The 3,953-nt window shown below is 67.8% G+C and carries 4 protein-coding genes; 2 read left to right on the top strand and 2 right to left on the bottom strand.

The features are described 5' to 3' along the window. Together ON39_RS26520 and ON39_RS26515 are read left to right on the top strand one after the other, a co-directional pair. Nucleotides 1–864 (top strand): MFS transporter (locus tag ON39_RS26520; RefSeq protein WP_040738502.1); only part of this gene is annotated, 864 nt, incomplete at its 5' end. Between the two features lie 121 nt (nucleotides 865–985). Further along, the gene (locus ON39_RS26515; RefSeq protein ID WP_040738500.1) at nucleotides 986–1,291 is read left to right on the top strand and encodes a hypothetical protein; all 306 of its coding nucleotides are present in this window, start codon (nucleotides 986–988) and stop codon (nucleotides 1,289–1,291) included. A gap of 33 nt (nucleotides 1,292–1,324) precedes the next feature. Here ON39_RS26515 and ON39_RS26510 read toward each other — a convergent pair whose 3' ends face one another. After that, nucleotides 1,325–1,951, bottom strand: a complete 627-nt coding sequence (locus ON39_RS26510) for a Uma2 family endonuclease (RefSeq protein WP_040738498.1) — start codon at nucleotides 1,949–1,951, stop codon at nucleotides 1,325–1,327. A gap of 69 nt (nucleotides 1,952–2,020) precedes the next feature. After that, nucleotides 2,021–3,953 (bottom strand): molybdopterin-dependent oxidoreductase (locus ON39_RS26505; protein ID WP_373283741.1); only part of this gene is annotated, 1,933 nt, incomplete at its 5' end.

The following is a 3,953-nucleotide window of genomic DNA, read 5'->3' as shown; positions in this document are numbered from 1 at the left end:
TTCCTGGTGGTCTTCGGCATCCAGGAGGGCAACAGCTACGACTGGTCGCTGCGGATCTGGCTGATCATCGGCGCCGGCGTGCTCGTGCTCGCCGCCTTCGCGGTGAACCAGGCGCGCAACACCGGCGAGCCGCTGCTGCCGCTGTCGCTGTTCAAGGACCGCAACTTCGCGCTGTCCAACACCGCCATCGCCGCGATGGGCGCCACGGTGACCGCGTTCATGGTGCCGTCGTACTTCTACCTGCAGGCGGTGCGGGAGATGTCGCCGACCAAGTCGGCCCTGGTGTTCGCGCCGATGGCGATCGTCACGCTCTTCTTCGCGCCCTTCATCGGCCGGTTCTCCGACCGGCTGCACCCGAGGATCCTGCCGTCCATCGGCTTCGCCCTCTTCGCGGTGTCGGTGTTCTGGTTCTCCGTGCTCATGACGCCCGACTCGTCGATCCTGTGGTTCCTGGTGTCGGCGGCGCTGGCCGGCTTCGCCAACTCCTGCATCTGGGGTCCGCTCGCGACGACGGCCACGCACAACCTGCCCATCCAGCAGGCGGGCGCGGGTGCAGGCGTCTACAACACCACCCGGCAGATCGGCTCGGTGCTCGGCAGCGCGGCCATCAGCGCGCTGATCGCGGCGCGCATGTCCGCCAACGGGCTCGGTGGCGGCAAGGTCGCCGAGGGCGGGGCGGGCCAGGGACCGATCCCGGAGTTCGTCAAGGACGCGTTCAGCACCGCCCTCGGGCAGTCCACGCTGCTCCCCGCGGGCATCCTGCTCATCGGCGTCCTCGCCTCCGTGCTGTTCGTGCGCCACGGCAGGTCCGCCGGTGCGGCGCCGAAGGACAAGCTCACCAAGACCGAGTCGCTGGTCGGCTGAGCCCACCATCACTGCGCCCCACGGACATTCGTTTCGTGGGGCGCAGTGTTGCGTACGCAACGCTAAGCTGTTGCTCGCCGTTGTCTAGTGCGGCATGCGAATCGGTGGGGGTTGTGAAGCAATGGCAGAGATCTATCGTGTCCTTTTTCCCGAAGGGTACGACGGCCGGCGGGAGGCGGAGACGGCGGACAAAGGCTGGCTCGACGTAGAAGTAGTCTTCGCCGACGGCTCCATATTCCCCGTCTCCTTCTACGACCCCCTCCGCCTCCGCCAAACCATCGAAGACGAGATCCAAGGCGGCAGCCTCTATTACACCGAACCCAACCTCGTCATCCTCAGCAAAGTCACCCCGCAAAACATCCGCCTGGCAATAGACGACATGGTAGAAACCGGCTTCTTCGCGAACATTGTTGTCAGGAAGAGGTAGTCGGTCTCGGCTACTGCCGCGGTCCGCAGTCGGTCAGCGGGCGAGCCTGGAGAGCCGCTGCCAGTCGATACTGATTCGAATAGGCAAGTCGGCGACTGACTCCGAGCTGATCGGCTCCAGGAGGATATGCGGCCGGTACTGGCCGATCGCATGATCGAGAACATGGGTCTGGATGGCGGAGATTCGATTATCCGCCAGGCGGGCGATCCAGTACCAGGGAATACCCGCGAGCGCGTATTCGGCCTTCTTGTCGGCGATATCGACCTTTTCGGTGCCCGGCGTCGTCACTTCGACCACCAGCTTCACCGCCGAGGCGGGCAGTGGTCGAAGTTCTTCCGGGGCGCACTCGTAAAGCGCGATATCCGGCCGCCGAATCGTGGCATGGGGATCCTGCCAAAGCAGGACATCGAAGTTCGTTCCGACGTCCAGGCATACATCGCGATCCCGGCTCCCGTGTGCCTCGGCGGCCGTCTCGATCATGTCGGCGATTCGTCGTGCGGCTTTCTGATGTGACCGCGTCGGCGACTCGGCCCGGACAGCTTCACCGTTCACGACCTCCACGAGGCGACAGAAAGACTCCGGCAGGCCTTGCCAGATCCGCACCGTGATCGGTGCTGGTTGCAGGTTTTCCTCTTTGGCCCAATCGAATACGGCAGACATGCGGTGTTCCTCAGGCGAGGCGACAAATTCCTCGACGATGCTATTGGAGGCAGAACGCGCTGGAGCGGATCAGGTTACTTGGAGGGTGGTGGTGGGGTAGCCGGTGGCGCCGTCGGGGATTACGTCGCTGCGGTCGGGGGTTTGGGGGTGGCCGGTGGTGTCGGTGGTGCGGGCTCGGAGGGTGTGGGGGCCGGGGGTGGCGGTCCAGTCGAAGGTCCATTGGCGCCAGGTGTCGATGGATTGTTCGTCGGCCAGGCGGGCGGGTTGCCAGTCGCCGTTGTCGATCTGGACCTCGACGGCGCGGACGCCGCGGTGCTGGGCCCAGGCGACGCCGGCGATGGTGGTGGGGCCCTTGGGGATTCGGGCGCGGGGGCGCGGGGTGTCGATGCGGGTGCCGGTCTTGATGGGGCCCATGGGCGACCAGCCGCGGCGGGTCCAGTAGGCGGTGGCGCGGTCGAAGCGGGTGATCTCGAGTTCGGTGACCCACTTGGTGGCGGAGACGTAACCGTAGAGGCCGGGGACCACGAGCCGGGCGGGGTAGCCGTGCGCGACGGGGAGCGGTTCGCCGTTCATGCCGACGGCGAGCATGGCGTCGCGGCCGTCGGTGAGCACCGCGAGCGGAGTGCCCGCGGTCCAGCCGTCGGTGCTGCGCGAGAGCACCATGTCCGCGTCGGGGTGCGGGCCCGCCTCGGCGAGCAGTTCGTCGAGCCGGTAGCCGAGCCAGCGGGCGTTGCCGATCAGATCGCCGCCCACCGGATTGGAGACGCACGCCAGCGTCACCAACCGCTCCATCACCGGTCGATTCGCCAAATCCGCCCAGCTGAGCCGGATTTCGCGATCCACCATGCCGTGAATGCGCAGCGACCAGTCGTCCTTGGACACCTGCGGCACGATCAGCGCGGTGTCGATGCGGTAGAAGTCCGCGTTCGGGGTCAGGTAGGGCGTCAGCCCCGGCACCCGAAGATCCGCCCCCGGCGCGATCGGCACCTCCGGCGCACTCGGCCGCGGCAACTCGATCGCCGCCCGCTCCCCGGAGACGTCCCCGCGCCGCAGGCCGAGCAACCGCCCACCCACCCCCGTTGCGACCGCCAAACCCCCTACGACCAGCAAACCCTGCAATACTCGCCGCCGCTCGGGTTCCCCGGACCGTCCTGCGCGGTCCGAGTCGCCTATCCCGGAGGACGTCGCGCCCGCAGCGCTCGCCGCCGTGCCGCTCGTTGTCGTCGCTGAGGAAGCCCTGGTGTCAGCGTCGGACTCTCTTGCGGCGCTGGAGGTTTCATCGGAAAGCGGCACCTCCCGTTGCTGCGCGGGTATGCCGACCGCAGCGGGAACTCCAGCGCCAGTGGGTGTTTCGGCGGGAGCAACCTCTGCGCCCGTGTGAGTGCCTGTTCGGGTGTGGGCAAGGGGAGTTGCGGAAGTCCCGCTCTCGGAGCGGGTCTCGGTGCCGATGGGTGTATCGGCGTCAGCGGTAGCCTCGGCGGAAGCAGCCGTCCCCGCGCGGGCGTGCGGTCTTGCCTCAGCGGACACCCTTGCGTGATCGGACATTTCGGCGGCAGCGGAAGTTTCGGGCGCCACCCGATCGTCGACCGCGAGACTCGCATCGATCCGCCGCGTCAGCACCCGCAACGCGTAAATCCCCACCGCGACACCGATGATCGTCGGCAGCGCCCCGGACACCCCGGCTCGCCCCACGACGACGATCGCCGCGACCACCCCGACGACGGCGAGCACTGTAGATCCCACAGCCCGACTCGTGCGCTCCAGCGCCCCCGCCGCTCCGGCGACCAGCACAGCGGCCACGCCCATGCAGACGTACAGCACGTTCTTGTCGTGCGTGCCGAAGGTGGTGATGGCCCACTCGCGCAGACCATCGGGCGTGTGGTCGACCATGGTCGCGCCGAGGGCGTTCAGGGGTGCGGTGCCTACGCCGAAGAACGCCGCGAGCAGCTCCGCGACGCCGAGCGCCGCACCCGCCGAGACGATCCCGGCCACCACCCGCAGT

The sequence above is a fragment of the Nocardia tenerifensis NBRC 101015 genome (assembly GCF_000308715.1).
In the GTDB taxonomy this organism is placed as follows: Bacteria; Actinomycetota; Actinomycetes; order Mycobacteriales; family Mycobacteriaceae; genus Nocardia; species Nocardia tenerifensis.
The sequence above is the reverse complement of the archived record's forward strand: the minus strand, read 5'-3'. Positions and strand labels throughout refer to the sequence as shown.